We start from the raw sequence: 19488 nt of genomic DNA, 5'->3' as shown, positions 1-19488 counted from the left end.
GAACGCTGCATTTTATGAATTTAATTTGGCCCATAATCACCGATTATGTGGTGATGATATTTTTGACTGTACAACGTAATAATCTCAATAGCGTGAGCTGTTGTTCGAAGTTTGAGGAGGATTATATTCGAATAGTACAATATTAGGTGTAGTGTATATCAGAACAAGATTGGAGATTGTAGTCATGACCACAGTTAATCAGCTAGTCCGTAATGTGCGTCCTACGAGGACTTTTAAAAGTAGTGTACCGGCATTGGGTTCTTGTCCACAAAAAAGGGGGGTATGTATGCGAGTATACACTACTACCCCAAAGAAACCAAATTCTGCATTGCGAAAAGTATGTCGTGTTCGTTTGACCAATGGATTAGAGGTGACTGCTTATATTGGAGGAGAAGGACATAATCTGCAAGAACATGCTTCAATTTTGATTCGAGGAGGCCGGGTTAAAGATTTGCCAGGTGTGCGATATCATGTTATTCGGGGTGCTCTTGATTGTGCAGGAGTTAATGCTCGTAAGAAAGGTCGTTCTAAATATGGAACAAAAAAACCAAAATTGTAGCATGTAGAATAATAAAATATAGAAAGTTTCTTTTTGTTTTTGATGTAAGTTAATTTTAAGCATGAGCAATATTAATTAGCTTAATTTTAGTAATATTGGTATTTGTTGTGAAATTAAATGTTAATAGTTAAATAGGAACTATACTTAATGCCGCGCCGACGTATCGTTATTAAACGTAATATTTTTCCGGATCCAAAATTTGGATCCGATCTGTTAGCTAAATTTATCAATATATTAATGTTAAATGGAAAAAAATCTATCGCAGAAACAATAGTATATTCCGCTTTAGATATTTTATTTAAACGGTCTAATAAAGACTGTTTGGAAGCATTTGAAATAGCTTTAAATAATGTTCGTCCAATTGTAGAAGTAAAATCTAGACGTGTTGGAGGCTCTACTTATCAGGTACCAGTAGAGGTACGTCTGGTTCGTAGAAATACTCTAGCGATGCGGTGGATTGTTGAAGGGGCTCGTAAAAGAAATGATAAATCTATGGAGCTACGTTTAGCGAATGAATTTTTAGACGCTATAGAGGGTAAAGGGTATGCTGTAAAAAAACGTGAAGAAATACATCGTATTGCAGAATCAAATAAAGCTTTTGCCCATTATCGTTGGTAATAGAGTCCTGTTGGATAGATATTATTTAATTTTTTCAAACTTTTAGCGTAAATTTAAATTATTTAGTGTTATTTATTTGAATGATTTAAATGCATTTGAATGTTATTTAACAACGGTATTTTGTCAAATATAATAAATATTTTCATTAAATTATAATATACTATTGAGGACTTCAATGAATGACACGTGTCACACCGATTGTACGGTATCGTAACATTGGTATAAGTGCGCATATTGACGCTGGAAAGACAACTACCACTGAACGAATTTTATTTTATACAGGTGTAAATCATAAAATTGGAGAAGTGCATACTGGTTCTGCTACTATGGATTGGATGGAGCAAGAGCAAGAACGGGGTATAACAATTACTTCTGCTGCTACTACTTGTTTTTGGTCAGGTATGGCTAATCAATTTGATTCACACCGCATTAATATCATAGATACTCCTGGACACGTGGATTTTACCATTGAAGTAGAACGTTCTATGCGTATACTTGATGGGGTAGTAATGATTTACTGTGCTGTAGGAGGCGTACAACCCCAATCTGAAACGGTATGGCGTCAAGCAAATAAATATAAAGTGCCACGTATTGCATTTATAAACAAAATGGATCGAGTGGGTGCAGATTATCTACGAGTTGTAGAACAGTTGAAAACTAGATTATTTGCTAATCCTGTGCCTATACAGTTAGCTGTAGGTTCAGAAAATAAATTTACTGGAATTATTGATTTGATCAAGATGAAGGCTATTCATTGGAACGAAGCAGATCAAGGAGTCACTTTTATTTATAGCGCAATACCCGACGATTTAATAGAATTATCCAATATATGGCGTAAACATTTAATAGAATCTGCTGTTGAAGAATCTGAAGAGTTAATGGATAAGTATTTGTCGAATACTGATCATCTGACAGAACAAGAAATTAAACAAGCGTTACGCCAAAGAGTATTAAACAACGAGATTGTATTAGTAACGTGCGGATCTGCTTTTAAAAATAAAGGGGTGCAAGCGATGCTCGATGCTGTTGTAGAATATTTGCCATCTCCAAGTGATGTAAGATCTATTACGGGTGTATTAAAAGATGGATCCACACAAGTTAAACGTCATTCTAATGATAAAGAACCGTTTTCAGCTTTAGCATTTAAAATAGCTACTGATCCATTTGTAGGAAACTTAACTTTTTTTAGAGTGTATTCTGGTGTTGTTAGTTCCGGAGATAGTGTGTTAAATCCTATAAAAGAAAAACGTGAGCGATTTGGTCGGATAGTACAAATGCATGCCAATAAACGAGAAGAAATTAAAGCCGTTCATGCAGGCGATATTGCCGCAGCTATTGGTTTAAAAGATGTTGATACTGGAGATACTTTATGTGATCCGTCTTCACCAATTATACTTGAACGTATGGAATTCCCGGAACCAGTGATTTCTGTGATGGTAGAAGCTAAAACTAAATCAGATCAAGAAAAAATGGGTTTAGCTTTAAATCGTCTAGCTCAGGAAGATCCGTCATTTCGAGTATGGATAGATAAAGACTCTGGACAAACTATTATTGCCGGAATGGGTGAGTTGCATTTAGAAATTCTTGTAGAACGTATGAGGCGGGAGTTTAATGTTGAAGCTAATGTCGGAAAACCTCAAGTTGCTTATAGAGAAACCATTCGTACTAGTGTAAAACAAGAAGGTAAATTTATTCGCCAATCGGGAGGCCGAGGTCAATTCGGTCATGTTTGGTTACGCATTGAACCTATGAGTACACATGAAGGGGGTTATAAGTTTGTAAATGAAATAGTAGGAGGAGTTGTGCCTAAGGAATATATACCTGCCGTAGACAAAGGTGTGCGAGAACAAATAAGCAACGGTATTCTTGCCGGATATCCAATTGTAGATATTTGTGTGTCTATTTTTGATGGTTCTTATCACGAGGTTGATTCTTCAGAAATAGCATTTAAAATAGCAGGCTCTATAGCATTTAAAGAAGGGTTTATGAAGGCTCATCCTGTATTGTTAGAACCTATTATGAATGTAGAGATTGCAACACCTGAAGATTATATGGGAGATGTTATTGCAGATTTAAATCGTCGACGAGGTATCATTAGTGGTTTAGAAAATTCTACAACGAATGGAAGGATAATTTGCGCTCAGGTTCCTTTATCTGAAATGTTTGGTTATGCTACCGGCTTGCGCTCGCAAACTCAAGGACGTGCTTCTTATTCTATGGAATTTTTAAAATATAACGAAGTACCAAACAATATAGCACAGTTTATTATAAATTCTCGTCAAATTAAGTAATAGCAAATAATATTTAGGTTTCATTTTTTTTCAAAAACTATAAAAAACCTAAGGAGTTTAGAGGTGTCCAAAGAAAAATTTAAACGCGTAAAACCACATATTAATGTAGGCACCATTGGTCATGTAGATCACGGGAAAACTACTCTAACCGCTGCTATAACTACTGTTTTATCCAAACAGTATGGCGGCTATGCTCGTGCTTTTGATCAAATTGACAATGCTCCAGAAGAAAAAGCACGAGGAATTACTATAAATACTTCTCATGTTGAATATGATACTGCAAATCGACATTACGCGCATGTTGACTGCCCTGGACATGCCGATTATGTAAAAAACATGATAACTGGAGCTGCACAGATGGATGGAGCAATTTTAGTGGTGGCTGCTACTGATGGACCGATGCCCCAAACTCGTGAGCATATTTTGTTAGCTAGACAAGTAGGAGTGCCTCATATCATTGTATTTATGAATAAATGTGATATGGTTAATGATGAGGAGTTACTAGAATTAGTTGAAATGGAAATGAGAGAGTTGTTATCCCAATATGATTTTCCAGGAGATAATACGCCAATTATTCGAGGGTCTGCTTTAAAAGCATTAGAAAATGATGAAATATGGTCTAATAAAATTTTAGAATTATCAGATGTATTGGATAATTATATCCCAGAACCTAAACGTGCTATAGACCAACCATTTTTGTTGCCTATTGAAGATGTATTTTCTATTTCTGGAAGAGGCACAGTTGTAACAGGTCGTATTGAACGTGGTGTTATCAAAGTAGGGGAAGAAATAGAAATTGTTGGCATAAAAGATACAATAAAAACCACGTGTACTGGAGTAGAGATGTTTAGAAAATTATTAGATGAAGGGCGCGCTGGGGAAAATGTTGGTGTTTTATTGCGTGGTACTAAACGAGATGAAGTAGAGCGTGGGCAGGTGCTGTCAAAACCGGGGTATATTAAACCCCATTCTCATTTTGAATCAGAGGTGTATATTTTAAATAAAGATGAAGGAGGAAGACATACGCCTTTTTTTAAAGGGTATCGCCCTCAATTTTATTTTCGTACCACAGATGTCACTGGCACTATTGAATTACCAGAGGAGATGGAAATGGTGATGCCTGGCGATAACATTAGAATGATTGTTAATCTGATCGCACCAATAGCTATGGAGGACGGCCTCAGATTTGCTATTAGAGAAGGTGGTCGTACTATAGGCGCTGGTATTGTATCTAAAGTTATACTTTAATTATATAATTCATGTAAATATAACTATATTTTTATATAATAACTAAATTTGTAATAATAATAATACAGTGTATTGATATGCGTGGTAAAAATGAAAGTAAAAAAAAATTGTATGTGTTAGAAGTAATGAAATGGGTTAGTATTGTGGGATTGGTTATAACATCGATTGTGGGAAATTACTTATATCGTCATTATGATGTTTTAATGAGAGGCGCGGTAGTATGTATTATTATTGCTGTTGCTGCATGCATTGTCTCGACTACTAAAATAGGAAAGTTAATAGTTATATTTGCCAATGAATCACGTACTGAGTTGCGAAAAGTGATGTGGCCTACTTATCGGGACGGATTCAATACTACTTTAATCGTGATAGGAGTAACGATATTTATGTCATTGTTATTATGGGGTTTGGATACTGTTTTAGTGCATGTGATATCGTTTGGATTAAGGTTATAATATGACTGATACTTTGAAAAAACGTTGGTATGTTATTCAATCATTTTCTGGATTTGAAAACCGTGTAGCTTATTCTTTACGTGAGCATATTAAATTACGCGATATGAACACAATGTTTGGCGAGATTATGGTTCCAACAGAAGAGGTAGTTGAGATGCGGGCTGGACAACGTAGAAAAAGTGAACGTAAATTTTTTCCTGGTTATGTATTAGTACAGATGATAATGAATGATTCTAGTTGGCATTTAGTAAAAAGTGTTCCACGTGTTATGGGTTTTGTAGGAGGAACATGCGATAAACCTGCCCCCATTGGAGATAAAGAAGTTGATGCTATAATTAATCGATTGCAACAGATGGGAGATAAGCCTCGTCCTAAAACATTGTTTGAGCCGGGGGAGCTTATTAGAGTTAGTGATGGGCCTTTTTCTGATTTTAATGCTGTAGTAGAAGAAGTAGATTATGAAAAAAATCGTTTAAAAGTATCAGTATCTATTTTTGGTCGAGCCACTCCGGTAGAACTGGATTTTTCTCAAGTTGAAAAATCTTAATTATCAATTATTATACTGAAAAAATGATGCATTTAAGTGTATACGATTAAATAACCATTATTTCTTTTGTAATTATAATTGCTGGACAAACTAATCAAAATAAAAAACCGAGTATTATTTATATTATTGACTAGGGCGATTTATATGGCGATGAAAAAAGTAAAAGCGTGTATTAAACTACAAATTTCTGCTGGAGCTGCTAATCCTAGCCCTCCAGTTGGACCCGCGCTAGGTCAACAAGGCGTTAATATTATAGAATTTTGTAAGGCATTTAATGAAAGTACCGCAAAACTTGAAACAGGATTACCAATCCCAGTTATCATTACTGTGTATAGTGACCGTTCTTTTTCATTTGTTACTAAAACTCCTCCTGCTTCAATACTGTTAAAAAAAGCTGCAAATGTTCAATCTGGATCTAAAAAACCAAATATAATAAATGTTGCTAAAATATCGCGTGCTCAAATTTATGAGATCGCAAAAATTAAAGCCATTGATATGACCGGCGCTAATATACAATCAATATCGCGTTCTATCATAGGTACGGCTCGTTCTATAGGAATTGAAGTGGAAGATTAATTATATGGGCAAATTAAGTAAAAGAATGCGTATGACACAAAACTGCGCAGATGCGTCTATGCAATATAATATATTAGATGGGTTAGAATTATTAAAAAAAATGACAAGCGTTAAGTTTGTTGAAAGTGTTGATACCGCTATTAATTTAGGAATTGATGCGCGTAAATCTGATCAAAACGTACGTAGTAACGTAATTTTACCGCACGGTATCGGTCATGATGTTCATGTTGCTGTTTTCACTCAAGGTGAAAATATAGTATTAGCTAAAAAAGCAGGAGCCGATGTAGTTGGGTTAGAAGATTTGTATGATCAAATAAAAAAGGAGAAATATCGCCCAGATGTGGTTATTGCTTCTCCTGATGTTATGAATGTAGTAAGTAAGCTAGGCCCTATTTTAGGACCACGAGGTTTAATGCCTAGTCTTAAAATGGGGACTGTATCTCATGATATAGCAGAATCTGTTAAAAATGTTAAATCAGGACAAATACGTTATAAAAATGATAAAAATGGTGTTGTTCATTCTACTATTGGAAAAATTAATTTTAATGTTATACAACTTAAAGAAAATTTAGAAGCGTTAATAGTATCCTTAAAACAAGTGAAACCAATTTCATACAAAGGAACATACATCAAAAAAGTAACTATTTCTACTACTATGGGAAGGTCTATATCTGTTGATAGAAGTAGTTTATGTATTGCAATTACTTAATATTAATTGTTTTTATTGATAGATTCTTTACATGGTTTGTAAATTAGTTTAGAATTTGTTGGAGTATTGTGTTTGTTTGTTCAGTTTTAGTGTTTATTGATATGAACGGTAATTTTTAATTAAAATAATATAAATATGATTTATGGTGAGTTTTATATCAAATTTAATTATGTTGTTATTTTTTTATTATTATTGTTGTAACTATATCAATGGTATTGATAGCTTTATGTTTAGAATTGTAAAGTGACCTGTCAGCATGCAAAGGAAGTTTGAAATTTTGTGTTTTATATGTATTGGTATATATTAAACTTATAGTACGGTGTTAGTAATGGCATTAAGCCTGCAAAAAAAAGAAGAAATTATCTATAAGATTCACGAAATAGCTAAAAAAGCTTTAGCTGCTGTAATAGCATCTTTGGATGGTGTTACTGTTAATGAAGTAACTAAATTAAGAAAGGAGGCACGCGATCTTGACGTTTACGTGCAGGTTATTCGTAATACATTAATGCGGAGAGTAATTGAACATACACCTTTAGCATGTTTACGAGAAATTTTAACAGGACAAAATATTATTGCTTTTTCTGTGCATCAATCTCGTGATTCTGCACGAGTTTTTGAAAAATTTGCTAGAAGTCATGAAAATTTTAAGATAAAAGGAGCGGCTTTTGAAGGTAAGTTTATTCCTGCATCAAAAATAAATCTTTTATCTTCTCTGCCTGATCGCAGAGAGGCTATTTTTAGATTAATAATGGCTATTAAAACGAGTAGTATAGGAAATTTAGTTCGAATTTTATATGTATTATCTAATCAAAAAAAATAAATTATAATTCCTTAAACAATACTTAAGGTATTTTTAAAAAAAATAGTAATTTGATTACGTGATACTTTTGATATTTTATATTTTTGGAAATTTTTATGTCTCTCACAAAAGAACAAATTTTAGATGCTATTTCCAATATGTCTGTTATGGATATAGTTCGGTTAACTTCTATGATGGAAGAAAAATTTGGTGTGCCTGCTGTTAATTCGTTAACCACTGTTGAATCTGATGTACCAGAGACAATTGTGGAAGAAGAGCAAACTGAGTTTAATGTTTTTTTAATTGCTATTGGTAATAACAAAATTCCTGTTATTAAAACTGTGCGCAGTATTACTGGGTTAGGATTAAAAGAAGCAAAAGAATTAGTGGAATCTGCACCTGTTATTTTGAAAGAATCAATTAGTAAAGTTGATGCTGAAACACTAAAAAAAACTCTAGAAACAGTAGGTGCGACTGTTGAAATTAAGTAAAAATAAACCAATAACAATTTGTTGTTATTGGTTTATTTTTCATGTGGTTTTGTATCATTTACATAGCCTGCGATACATAATATCTGTGTATCGCAGGCGTTGTGGTATTTCAACATTTTATGCGTGTTAACAACAACAGCATATGAGTACTTTATATATCTGAGTCTAAAATAATAATAATATATGTAGCTACTATGCAATAGATAATTGCATAGTAGCTAGCTTATTCTCAAAAAATCGTCCATATTAACTTAATCGAGGAACTTTATGGTGTATTCCTATACTGAAAAGAAACGTATTCGTAAAGACTTTGGAAAACGTCCTCAAGTTCTGGATATTCCGTATCTTCTTTCTATTCAGATTGATTCTTTTCAACAATTTATTAAGCAAGATCCAGAGACACAATGCGGATTAGAAGCAGCTTTTAGATCTGTTTTTCCCATTAGGAGCTATAACGGAAACGCTGAGTTGCAGTACATCACGTATCAATTAGGAGAACCTACGTTTGATGTGAAAGAGTGTCAAACACGCGGGGCTACTTTTTCTGCGCCATTACGAGTACGTCTATGTTTAATTATTTATGAACGAGATGGATTAAATAGAATAATAAAAAATACTAAAGAACAAGAAGTATATATGGGTGAAATTCCGATCATGACCAATAATGGTACGTTTATTATCAACGGTATTGAGCGGGTTATTGTGTCTCAGTTACATAGAAGTCCTGGCGTATTTTTTGATAGCGATAAAGGCAAAACACATTCATCTGGTAAAGTATTATATAATGCGCGTATTATTCCATATCGCGGATCTTGGTTAGATTTTGAATTTGATTTAAAAGATAATTTATTTGTTCGAATTGATCGACGACGAAAGTTACCGGCAACAGTAATATTACGTGCCTTAAATTATACTACTGACCAAATATTAAATATATTCTTTAACAAAGTAGTATATGAAATTCAGGATAATATATTATATATGCATCTAGTACCTGAAAGATTACGTGGTGAAACAGCATCTTTTGATATCAGTGTGAATGGTGTTGTATATGTAAAAAAGGGACAGCGTGTTGCAGCGAGACATATTCGTCAATTAAAAAAAGATAATATTTCAAAAATTGAAGTACCTATAGATTATATAATTGGTAAGGTTGTTATAAAAGACTATCACAATAAACATACAAATATACCTATTGTCGAGGCTAATACAGAAATATCTGATGATATATTGCATAAATTAATGCAATCAGGATATGAGACCATAGAAACATTGTTTAGCAACGACCTAGATTACGGTAATTATATCTCTGAAACTCTACGTATTGATACTACTACCAATAGATTTGATGCGTTAGTAGAAATTTATCGCGTCATGCGTCCAGGGGAACCTCCTACTAAAGAAGCTGCTGAGTATTTATTTGAAAATTTATTTTTTTCAGAAGAGCGTTATGACTTGTCTGCTGTAGGAAGAATGAAATTTAATCGTTCGTTGCAACGAGTACAGATAGAAGATTTAGGGATACTAAAAAAAGAGGATATTGTTGATGTAATAAAAAAGTTGATTGATATTAGAAACGGTAAAGGAGAGGTAGATGATATTGATCATTTGGGAAATCGACGTATTCGTTCTGTAGGTGAAATGGCAGAAAATCAATTTAGAATCGGATTAGTTAGAGTAGAACGTGCAGTGAAGGAACGATTATCTTTAGGTGATTTAGATGTATTGACTCCTCAAGATTTGATTAACGCTAAACCAATTTCTGCCGCAGTAAGAGAATTTTTTACTTCTAGTCAATTGTCTCAATTTATGGATCAAAATAATCCATTATCAGAAATTACTCATAAACGCCGCATATCTGCTTTAGGGCCAGGAGGTTTAACAAGAGAACGGGCCGGGTTTGAAGTGCGTGATGTGCATCCTACACATTATGGGCGAGTTTGTCCAATTGAAACGCCAGAAGGGCCGAATATAGGTTTAATTAATTCATTGTCTGTATATGCTCGAGCAAATGAATACGGATTTTTAGAAACTCCATACCGTAAAGTTCAAAATGGTATTGTAAGCAATGATATTCATTATTTATCTGCAATTGAAGAAGGTGATTTTGTTATTGCTCAAGCAAATACAAACTTAAGTTCCACAAGAGAATTTATTGACGATTTAGTAACTTGTAGAAATCAAGGTGAATCTGGTCTGTTTAGGAAAGATCAGGTTGACTATATGGATGTCTCTACTCAACAAATAGTTTCAGTTGCTGCTTCATTAATCCCTTTTCTTGAACATGATGATGCTAATCGCGCTCTTATGGGTGCAAATATGCAACGCCAAGCTGTTCCCGTCTTGTGTAGCGAAAAACCGTTAGTAGGTACTGGAATGGAGCGCGCAGTAGCCATAGATTCCGGTGTTACAGTAGTAGCTAAACGCGGTGGCACCGTTAAATATGTAGATGCATCTCGTATTGTAATACATGCGCACAGGGGTACAACACGTCCTGAGGAATCAGGCATTGATATTTATCACTTAACAAAATATATTAGATCTAATCAAAATACTTGTATCAATCAACGACCTTGTGTGTCTTTAGAAGAACTGGTAGAACATGGAGATGTTATAGCAGATGGTCCATCTACTGATTTAGGAGAATTGGCTTTAGGTCAAAATATGAGAATTGCTTTTATGCCTTGGAATGGATATAATTTTGAAGATTCAATGTTAGTTTCAGAGCGAGTAGTACAAGAAGATAGATTTACAAGTATACATATTCAAGAATTAACTTGTGTATCTCGTGATACTAAATTAGGACCTGAAGAAATTACTGCTGATATCCCTAATATAGGAGATACAGCTTTATCTAAATTAGATGAATCTGGAATTATTTATATTGGCGCAGAAGTAATGGGAGGAGATATCCTTGTCGGAAAAGTTACACCTAAAGGAGAAACCCAATTAACACCAGAAGAAAAATTGCTACGTGCTATTTTTGGTGAAAAAGCTTCTGACGTAAAAGATTCATCTTTACGCGTTCCTAATGGGGTATGTGGCACTGTAATTGACGTGCAAATATTTATTAGAGATGGTATTAACAAAGATAAACGTTCATTAACAATTGAATCTGCAAAATTAGAACAGATCAAAAAAGATTTAAGTGAAGAATTACAAATTTTTGAATCAGCTTTATTTGATCGTGTCTATGATGTATTAATTTCTAGCGGTATGAAGAGAGAAAAATTATTTGAAACTAACCGTAATTCTTGGTTAAATTTGGTATTATCAGATGAGGCAAAACAATATCAATTGTCTCAATTAACTAAGCAATATTTTGATTTAAAAAGCATGTTTGAAGAAAAAATTGAAATTCAACATCGTAAAATTACCCAAGGAGATGAGTTAGCGCCTGGTATACTAAAAATAGTTAAAGTATATTTAGCTGTAAAACGTCAGATACAACCCGGTGATAAAATGGCAGGGCGACATGGAAACAAGGGAGTAATTTCTAAAATAAATCCCATTGAAGATATGCCGTATGATCAAGACGGGATACCGGTAGATATAGTGCTTAATCCCCTTGGAGTACCATCTCGTATGAATATTGGTCAAATTTTAGAAACTCATCTTGGTATGGCAGCAAAAGGTATTGGGGATAAAATAAACTATATGTTGCAACAACATAAAGATGCAAGTCAATTAAGACAATTTATTCAACAAGCATATAATTTAGGAGAAAGATCGCGTCAACATATTGATCTTAATAAATTTTCAGACGCAGAGATATTGAAATTAGCTAATAATTTGAAAAAAGGTATGCCTATTGCTACCCCAGTGTTCGATGGGGCTACAGAAAAAGAGATTAAAGATCTTTTAAAATTATCTGGATCACCAACTTCTGGTCAAATTACTTTATTCGATGGATGTACAGGGGAAGCATTTGAGAGGCAAGTTACTGTAGGTTATATGTATATGTTGAAACTCAATCATTTAGTGGATGATAAAATGCATGCACGTTCCACTGGGTCTTATAGCTTAGTAACACAGCAACCATTGGGTGGGAAAGCTCAATTTGGTGGGCAACGTTTTGGAGAAATGGAGGTATGGGCGTTAGAAGCTTATGGCGCATCATATACTTTGCAAGAAATGTTAACTGTGAAATCAGACGATGTAAATGGGCGCACTAAAATGTATAAAAATATCGTTGATGGCAATCATACAATGGAACCTGGAATGCCCGAGTCTTTTAATGTTTTATTAAAAGAAATTCGTTCTCTAGCAATTAATATTGAATTAGAAGATTAATACTTAAAATTAATATCTATGTAATAGATATACTTTATCATCATATAATATTTATGCACTCGACAAGTATAACTCTAATAAAGGTTCGTCTGTGAAAGATTTACTTAAATTTTTTAAGATACAACATACTCAAATAGAAGAATTTAATGCAATTAAAATTGAACTTGCTTCTCCAAACATGATCAGATCCTGGTCTTTTGGTGAAGTAAAAAAACCAGAAACTATCAATTACCGTACTTTTAAACCAGAGCGGGATGGTTTATTTTGTGCGCGCATTTTTGGGCCTATTAAAGATTATGAGTGCTTATGTGGTAAATACAAACGTTTAAAACATCGTGGGGTAGTTTGTGAAAAATGTGGGGTGGAAGTAACACAGAGTAAAGTACGACGTGAGCGCATGGGACATATCGAATTGGCGTCTCCTACTGCTCATATTTGGTTTCTAAAATCATTACCTTCACGAGTTGGTTTGTTATTAGATATGCCATTACGTGATATAGAACGTGTTCTATATTTTGAATCTTATGTGGTAGTGGAAAGCGGTATGACTAGTCTTGAGTGCCGTCAAATCTTAACTGAAGAAGAATATTTGGACGCATTAGAAGAATTTGGGGACGAGTTTGAAGCTAAAATGGGAGCCGAAGCTATTCAAATTTTGCTAAAAAATATAAATTTAAAAAACGAATGTGAATGTTTACGAGAAATATTAGAAGATAGTAATTCTGAAACTAAACGTAAAAAAATAACAAAACGTATAAAATTAATTGAATCATTTATATATTCTGAAAATAAACCTGAGTGGATGATTTTAAATGTGTTACCAGTATTGCCCCCAGATTTAAGGCCGTTAGTCCCATTAGATGGAGGGCGTTTTGCTACTTCTGATTTGAATGATTTGTATCGTCGTGTTATTAATAGAAATAACAGATTAAAGCGGTTATTAGATTTAGCTGCTCCAGAAATCATAGTACGTAATGAAAAAAGAATGTTGCAGGAAGCAGTAGATGCATTGTTAGACAATGGGCGGCGAGGTCGTGCAATTACTGGTTCTAACAAACGTCCTTTGAAATCTTTAGCTGATATGATCAAAGGTAAACAAGGTAGATTTCGTCAAAATCTTTTAGGGAAACGTGTTGATTATTCTGGTCGTTCAGTAATTACTGTGGGTCCTTATTTAAGGTTACATCAATGTGGATTACCTAAAAAAATGGCTTTAGAATTATTTAAACCATTTATTTATGGAAAATTAGAATTACAAGGTTTTGCTAGCACTATCAAAGCCGCTAAAAAAATGGTAGATCGAGAAGAATCTGTAGTGTGGGATATTTTAGAAAATGTAATTCGAGAGCATCCAGTGATGTTAAACCGTGCTCCTACATTACATAGATTAGGGATTCAAGCTTTTGAGCCAGTGTTAGTAGAAGGAAAGGCTATTCAATTACATCCATTAGTCTGTGCTGCTTACAATGCTGATTTTGATGGAGATCAAATGGCAGTACATGTACCATTAACGCTAGAAGCTCAATTAGAAGCTAGAGCTTTAATGATGTCTACTAATAATATTTTATCTCCTGCTAATGGGGAACCTATTATTGTTCCATCCCAAGACGTAGTATTAGGTTTGTACTATATGACTCGTGAACGTGCAAATTCTAAAGGTGAGGGAATGGTATTAACTGGACCAAAAGAAGCAGAGTGTCTTTATCGTTTAGGTTTAGTTGAATTACATGCTCGTATTAAAATACGTATTACTGAGTATGAATACGATAAAAATGGAGAATGGTTAAAAAAAATAAATCTTGTTAACAGCACAATAGGACGCGCTATATTTTGGATGATTGTTCCTAAAGGATTGCCATTTATATTGGTCAATCAAGTATTAGGAAAGAAAGCTATATCAACAATGTTGAACAGTTGTTATCGTTTATTAGGATTGAAAGCTACTGTTATCTTGGCGGATCAAATTATGTATACTGGTTTTGCATATGCTGCTCGTTCTGGTGCTTCTGTCGGTATTGATGATATGATTATTCCCGTGAAAAAAGCTGATATCATCGATGAAGCAAAGTCTGAAGTGGTAGAAATACAAGACCAATTTCAAACTGGATTAGTGACAGCAGGGGAGCGCTATAATAAAGTTATTGATATCTGGGCTGCGGCTAATGAACGTGTTGCGCAAGCAATGATGGATAATTTAGCCACTGAAACTGTGATAAATCGTAATGGGCATGTGGAAATTCAGGCATCATTCAACAATATTTTTATGATGGCAGATTCAGGAGCTCGCGGATCAGCAGCGCAAATTAGACAACTTGCTGGTATGCGCGGTTTAATGGCAAAACCGGATGGATCAATTATTGAAACACCTATTACTGCAAATTTTCGAGAAGGATTAAATGTATTGCAATATTTTATTTCTACACATGGAGCGCGTAAAGGATTAGCTGATACTGCCTTGAAAACGGCTAATTCTGGTTATCTAACACGTCGTTTAGTAGATGTAGCTCAAGACTTGGTTATTACACAAGACGATTGTAATACATTTTCAGGTATTGTAATGAGTCCTGTTATTGAAGGAGGAGATGTCAAAGAACCGTTACGAGATCGTGTATTAGGACGAGTTTTAGCAGAAGATGTGGTAGAATCTAATGGAAATAATAATACAGTATTGATCATACGTAATACTTTATTGGATGAATATTGGTGTGATGTTTTAGATACGTATTCAATTGATACTATTAAAGTACGATCTGTTGTGACTTGTGATACTGATTTTGGCGTCTGTTCTAAATGTTATGGTCGAGATTTAGCTCGAGGTCAACTTATAAATAAAGGAGAAGCAGTTGGTGTCATTGCTGCTCAATCTATAGGTGAGCCAGGTACTCAATTAACTATGCGTACTTTTCATATTGGTGGTGCTGCTTCTCGATCTGCTTCGGAATCAAGTATTCAAATTAAAAATAAGGGTATTGTTCATTTAAAAAATATTAAATCTGTAACAAATGGGGAAGGAAAATTAGTGGTTACTTCTCGTAATACCGAGCTTAAAATTATTGATCAATTTTCTCGTACCAAAGAAAGTTATAAAGTACCTTATGGAGCTATAATAACTAAGAAAAATGAAGAAACAGTAATGCATGGAGAGATAGTAGCTTATTGGGATCCACATACTATGCCGGTGATTGCAGAAGTAAGTGGATTTGTTCAATTCGTTGATATGATAGATGGTCAGAGTATCGTTAAACAAACAGATGACTTAACAGGATTAACTTCTATTGTAGTATTGGATACTTCAGAACGTGTGAGCAGCGCCAAAGATTTAAGACCTACATTAAAAATAGTAGATGTTAATGGTTATGACATTGTTATTCCAGGCACAGATGTTCCCGTGCAGTATTTTTTACCTGGTAAAAGTGTAATTCAATTAGTGGATAGATCGAGAATTATCTGTGGGGATACATTAGCAAGATTACCACATGAAAGTAGTGGGACTAAAGATATTACCGGTGGCTTACCACGTGTTGCTGACCTCTTCGAAGCGCGTCGTCCGAAAGAATCAGCGATTCTAGCAGAGATTAGCGGGATAATTTCTTTTGGAAAAGAAACTAAAGGTAAACGTCGCTTAATGATATCTCCTATTGAGGATGGTGGCACCGGGGAAATTTATGAAGAAATGATTCCTAAATGGCGTCATCTTAACGTTTTTGAAGGCGAATATGTAGATCGAGGCGATATTATTTCTGATGGACCGGAATCTCCTCATGATATTTTGCGATTGCGTGGAGTACATGCAGTAACTCACTATATTGTAAATGAAGTACAGGATGTATATCGTTTACAAGGAGTAAAAATTAATGATAAACATATAGAAGTTATTATTCGTCAAATGTTACGTAAAGCTACTGTAATTCAGTCAGGAAATTCTGATTTTTTAGTTGGCGAACAGGTAGAATATTCGCGTATTAAAATTGCTAATCGGAAACTAGAAAACGAAGGGAAAGTTAAAATAAGTTTTATACGTAATTTATTGGGCATAACTAAAGCGTCATTAGCTACGGAATCATTTATTTCTGCAGCATCTTTTCAAGAAACAACACGTGTATTAACAGAATCGTCTGTGGCAGGAAAGCGAGATGAATTACGCGGTCTTAAAGAAAATGTCATTGTTGGTAGGTTAATTCCTGCAGGAACTGGTTATGCTTATCATCAGGAACGTATACATCATCATCGTCATGTCAGTAATCAAAATGAAATAGAAACATCTACTGCAACAACAAAAAATATTTCTGTTCAAATTACAGCAGATGAAGCATCGGCAAACTTAACTGAATTGTTGAATGCAACTTCTTCTAAGTAAATTTAAATACTTTAATTATTAATGGTTATGTTATAGAACTTATACTGAAAATTAAGAGTATGATTGTGTTTTTTTAAATTTTATATCGAAACTAGCATATAATCTATTTTTGGGTATTAAAAAAAATTTCTGTATGATAAACTAAAATTATTGATTAATTATTATACTTGTTATATAATTTATTCGTAATATAAGTTATGTTTTTCAATTAAGTAGATATTTTAATCAAATACAGTTATTTAATATATTTAGTTTAAATAACTATTCATTTTGGTAATGCATTTTAAAATATTTTGATCAAATAAATATTGTTACACAGCATATTTGTATTTTTTGTGTATAAAAAAATCAATTTTTATGTTGAAATTTACAGAATTACAAAATTAATTTTTGTTAATGATCATGTGTTTTTAACAAGTATTACTGATGCTCTTAAAGGTAATACATGATACTAATCAATAGTTTTAATATAATCACTTATATTTAAACAAGTTATATTTTTCACATAATCGCTTTAATTATCAAAAATATTTACATTTTCATATGGTATGAAAGAGTAAAAAAATAATTTTTTTAAGTTTAGAATAGTTAATGTCTAAAGTGACGGATGTGTGTAAAAATCATAGCAATATTATATTGATCGGCAGTTTTAATGATTTCCTGATCTCTAATAGATCCTCCTGGTTGGATAATACAGTTTATACCTATTTCAGATGCAATACGTATTACATCAGAAAAAGGAAAAAAAGCATCAGAAGCCATCACTGATCCTTGAATATTCAATGTACCTTTTTGTTGTTCTTTGAAAGAAGTTGCGATTTTTACTGCATATATCCGATTCATTTGACCGGTTCCAATACCGGTAGTTTGACGATTTTTGCCACAAACAATTGCGTTAGATTTAACAAATTTGACTACTTTCCAACAAAACAATGCATCTTTTATTTCTTCTTTTGTTGGTTGACGAATACTAACTACTTCCAAATATTTTAAATTTGCTACAAGATCGCAATCTTGTATTAATAGTCCTCCATTAATTAATTTTAAATCTATACCTGATGTACGTGAGGTCCACGTACCGCAGCTTAATATTCGTATATTTTTTTTGCTAGATATAATATTAAAACAATCTTGATTAATACTTGGAGCAACGATTGCTTCTATAAATTGTTGTTCAATAATAGATTGAGCTGTTTTTTTGTCTAAAGATCTATTAAAAGCAATAATTCCTCCGAATGCAGAGATAGGATCTGATTGATAGGCTTTAGCGTATGCATCATAAATGGTATTAGATGTAGCTACAGCACATGGATTAGTATGTTTAACGATTACACAGGTTGGGTCTTCGAACGTTTTTACACATTCTAAGGCCGTGTCCATATCTACTATGTTATTATAAGATAATGATTTGCCTTGTAATTGTTGAGCAGTAGCAATAGATCCTGATTGTTGTTGTGCATATGTATCCACATAAAGCGCTGCTCGTTGATGTGGATTTTCTCCGTAACGCATATCCTGTTTTTTTATGAATTTAAGATCCATAAAAGTTAAATTTTTAGGAAAATGATGATGAGATTGGTTATAATTGTGGTTGTTAGTAGTGGACGTGTGACGATTAGTTTGTAACTGATGATCGAAGTAATTAGAAATTGTATTATCATATTCAGTAACATATTTGAATGCTTTTACAGCTAAATTAAAACGAGTTGTTAGACTAATCAATCCGTTATGATGATTAATTTCATCTACAATCTCTTTATAGTTATCGCTATTGACTACAATAGCCACATTTTTATAATTTTTTGCTGCTGCTCTTACCATACTTGGGCCGCTGATATCAATATGTTCTAATATTTCTTCTTGAGAATATTTTGTATTTTTTTCAAAAGAAGAAGTAAATGCATAAAAATTCACTACTACCATATCAATTGGTGGAATATTATATTGATTCATTACAGCATCATCTAATCCTCGTCTTCCAAGGATTCCAGCATATATTTTGTAGTGTAATGTTTTAATGCGTCCATGCATTATTTCCGGTAATTTAGTATAATCAGAAATTTTAATGACTGGCAGTCCAGCATCAGACAATATTTGAGCTGTCCCCTCGGTAGATAATAATTGAATACCTCGTTGAATTAGTGATTGAGCAAATTCTAAAATATTGGATTTATCAAATACACTAATTAATACACGACGAATTGATAATGATGATTGAGTCATAATATCCTCATAATAATAGTTAAATTACGATACTAATTTAGTTTAACAAATATTATATATATGTTACTATATATATAATATAATATTATTATATGTCATGTCTCATGACATATAGTTAAATATTGTAAATTAACACCGTTAAATTATGGAAACAACATAAATACTATTGACATTAACTAAAATTAATGATAATGATGTATTTGTTTTATTTTAAAAAGATACAAAGCGTATATTATTATATATCATAGTTCTTTAACAATTGGGTTATTAGATAATTGATGTGGGCACTTGATCAAAAGTAAGATGTAGTATGATTTCGTTT

13 protein-coding genes are annotated in these 19488 nt (G+C 33.3%); 12 read left to right on the top strand and 1 reads right to left on the bottom strand.

Translation table 11 applies throughout. The features are described from left to right. Positions 1–184 precede the first annotated feature (184 nt). The 12 genes from rpsL (at position 185) to rpoC (ending at position 16943) form a co-directional block, all read left to right on the top strand. A complete protein-coding gene (rpsL, locus tag Bamer462_RS02930; protein ID WP_500837615.1) occupies positions 185–559 on the top strand; it encodes a 30S ribosomal protein S12 in 375 nt (124 codons plus the stop codon). Positions 560–706: 147 nt separating this feature from the next. Next, the gene (gene rpsG, locus Bamer462_RS02925) at positions 707–1177 is read left to right on the top strand and encodes a 30S ribosomal protein S7 (protein WP_500837614.1); all 471 of its coding nucleotides are present in this window, start codon (positions 707–709) and stop codon (positions 1175–1177) included. Between the two features lie 179 nt (positions 1178–1356). Then, entirely contained in the window at positions 1357–3468 is a 2112-nt protein-coding gene (fusA, locus tag Bamer462_RS02920; RefSeq protein WP_500837613.1) for an elongation factor G, read from the top strand. Positions 3469–3531: 63 nt separating this feature from the next. Further along, positions 3532–4716, top strand: coding sequence for an elongation factor Tu (gene tuf, locus Bamer462_RS02915; RefSeq protein ID WP_500837612.1), 1185 nt, complete (start codon positions 3532–3534; stop codon positions 4714–4716). Between the two features lie 77 nt (positions 4717–4793). Continuing rightward, the gene (gene secE, locus Bamer462_RS02910) at positions 4794–5171 is read left to right on the top strand and encodes a preprotein translocase subunit SecE (RefSeq protein ID WP_500837611.1); all 378 of its coding nucleotides are present in this window, start codon (positions 4794–4796) and stop codon (positions 5169–5171) included. Position 5172: 1 nt separating this feature from the next. Then, positions 5173–5718, top strand: coding sequence for a transcription termination/antitermination protein NusG (nusG, locus tag Bamer462_RS02905; protein WP_500837610.1), 546 nt, complete (start codon positions 5173–5175; stop codon positions 5716–5718). 150 nt (positions 5719–5868) lie between these two features. Continuing rightward, entirely contained in the window at positions 5869–6294 is a 426-nt protein-coding gene (gene rplK / locus Bamer462_RS02900) for a 50S ribosomal protein L11 (protein WP_500838006.1), read from the top strand. A gap of 4 nt (positions 6295–6298) precedes the next feature. Further along, positions 6299–7003: a 50S ribosomal protein L1 gene (gene rplA, locus Bamer462_RS02895; RefSeq protein WP_500837609.1), complete on the top strand. Its 705-nt coding sequence runs from the start codon at positions 6299–6301 to the stop codon at positions 7001–7003. Positions 7004–7331: 328 nt separating this feature from the next. Beyond that, positions 7332–7823, top strand: a complete 492-nt coding sequence (rplJ, locus tag Bamer462_RS02890) for a 50S ribosomal protein L10 (protein ID WP_500837608.1) — start codon at positions 7332–7334, stop codon at positions 7821–7823. 95 nt (positions 7824–7918) lie between these two features. Beyond that, complete coding sequence (gene rplL / locus Bamer462_RS02885; protein ID WP_500837607.1) at positions 7919–8293, top strand: 50S ribosomal protein L7/L12; 375 nt, start codon at positions 7919–7921, stop codon at positions 8291–8293. A 267-nt stretch (positions 8294–8560) separates the two neighbouring features. Next, complete coding sequence (rpoB, locus tag Bamer462_RS02880) at positions 8561–12586, top strand: DNA-directed RNA polymerase subunit beta (RefSeq protein WP_500837606.1); 4026 nt, start codon at positions 8561–8563, stop codon at positions 12584–12586. Positions 12587–12677: 91 nt separating this feature from the next. Further along, positions 12678–16943: a DNA-directed RNA polymerase subunit beta' gene (gene rpoC / locus Bamer462_RS02875; protein ID WP_500837605.1), complete on the top strand. Its 4266-nt coding sequence runs from the start codon at positions 12678–12680 to the stop codon at positions 16941–16943. 588 nt (positions 16944–17531) lie between these two features. Here rpoC and purH read toward each other — a convergent pair. Beyond that, the gene (gene purH / locus Bamer462_RS02870; RefSeq protein WP_500837604.1) at positions 17532–19166 is read right to left on the bottom strand and encodes a bifunctional phosphoribosylaminoimidazolecarboxamide formyltransferase/IMP cyclohydrolase; all 1635 of its coding nucleotides are present in this window, start codon (positions 19164–19166) and stop codon (positions 17532–17534) included. Between the last annotated feature and the right edge of the window lie 322 nt (positions 19167–19488).

Source organism: Candidatus Blochmannia americanus (nom. nud.), assembly GCF_059934915.1.
Note: the sequence above shows the minus strand (reverse complement) of the source record. Positions and strands in the feature narration are given on the sequence as shown.

Coding starts and splice junctions, on each gene's coding strand:
- rpsL (WP_500837615.1), top strand. CDS start 185: ATGACCACAGTTAATCAGCTAGTCCGTAATGTGCGTCCTACGAGGACT.
- rpsG (WP_500837614.1), top strand. CDS start 707: ATGCCGCGCCGACGTATCGTTATTAAACGTAATATTTTTCCGGATCCA.
- fusA (WP_500837613.1), top strand. CDS start 1,357: ATGACACGTGTCACACCGATTGTACGGTATCGTAACATTGGTATAAGT.
- secE (WP_500837611.1), top strand. CDS start 4,794: ATGCGTGGTAAAAATGAAAGTAAAAAAAAATTGTATGTGTTAGAAGTA.
- nusG (WP_500837610.1), top strand. CDS start 5,173: ATGACTGATACTTTGAAAAAACGTTGGTATGTTATTCAATCATTTTCT.
- rplK (WP_500838006.1), top strand. CDS start 5,869: ATGAAAAAAGTAAAAGCGTGTATTAAACTACAAATTTCTGCTGGAGCT.
- rplA (WP_500837609.1), top strand. CDS start 6,299: ATGGGCAAATTAAGTAAAAGAATGCGTATGACACAAAACTGCGCAGAT.
- rplJ (WP_500837608.1), top strand. CDS start 7,332: ATGGCATTAAGCCTGCAAAAAAAAGAAGAAATTATCTATAAGATTCAC.
- rplL (WP_500837607.1), top strand. CDS start 7,919: ATGTCTCTCACAAAAGAACAAATTTTAGATGCTATTTCCAATATGTCT.
- rpoB (WP_500837606.1), top strand. CDS start 8,561: ATGGTGTATTCCTATACTGAAAAGAAACGTATTCGTAAAGACTTTGGA.
- purH (WP_500837604.1), bottom strand. CDS start 19,166: ATGACTCAATCATCATTATCAATTCGTCGTGTATTAATTAGTGTATTT.